This window comes from Mesorhizobium sp. M8A.F.Ca.ET.207.01.1.1 (genome assembly GCF_004794715.1).
GTDB lineage: Bacteria > Pseudomonadota > Alphaproteobacteria > Rhizobiales > Rhizobiaceae > Mesorhizobium.
The window spans coordinates 1-445 of record NZ_SRUS01000092.1; the positions used below are offsets into that span (position 1 = coordinate 1).

The window sequence follows — 445 nt, forward strand, 5'->3', positions numbered from 1 at the left end:
CTGTCGGCGGTGATGCCGGCCGCGCGCGCCTGCATCGAGGCCTCCGGGTCATTGCGTGCGACCACCAGGCCGGCGTGCCAGGAATCGTTGAACTGCCAGCCGACGCCGACGCGCAGGCCGGTGTCGCCGATGTGGTCGTTGGCGCGCAGCACCGCCGCTTCCGCATCCAGCCGCCCGAAGCGGTAACGCACGCCCGCACCCAGCCACAGCGGATCGATGCGCTGGTCCTGGAAGTCGGTCGAGCGCCGGTCGGCCAGGGCGAACAACCGCCAGCGGTCATCAAGGAGCGGTGTCTCCACTTCCACGCCGTAGTGGCGGTCGTTGTTGCCCAGTGGCGAGGTGCCACCGCCCCCGGAGCTGCGGCCGATGTCGGTCCAGGCCTTCAGCTGCCAGCCGCGATGCGCGCAACAGGCCTGGTCCATGCGTTCGACCGCCGGTTGGGTGG

General features: G+C 71.0%; 1 protein-coding gene. It reads right to left on the reverse strand.

The window, feature by feature from the left end; translation table 11 throughout:
* A partial coding sequence (locus tag EN850_RS33605) for a hypothetical protein (RefSeq protein WP_210238004.1) occupies positions 1-422 on the reverse strand: 422 nt, incomplete at its 3' end.
* Positions 423-445: the final 23 nt, after the last annotated feature.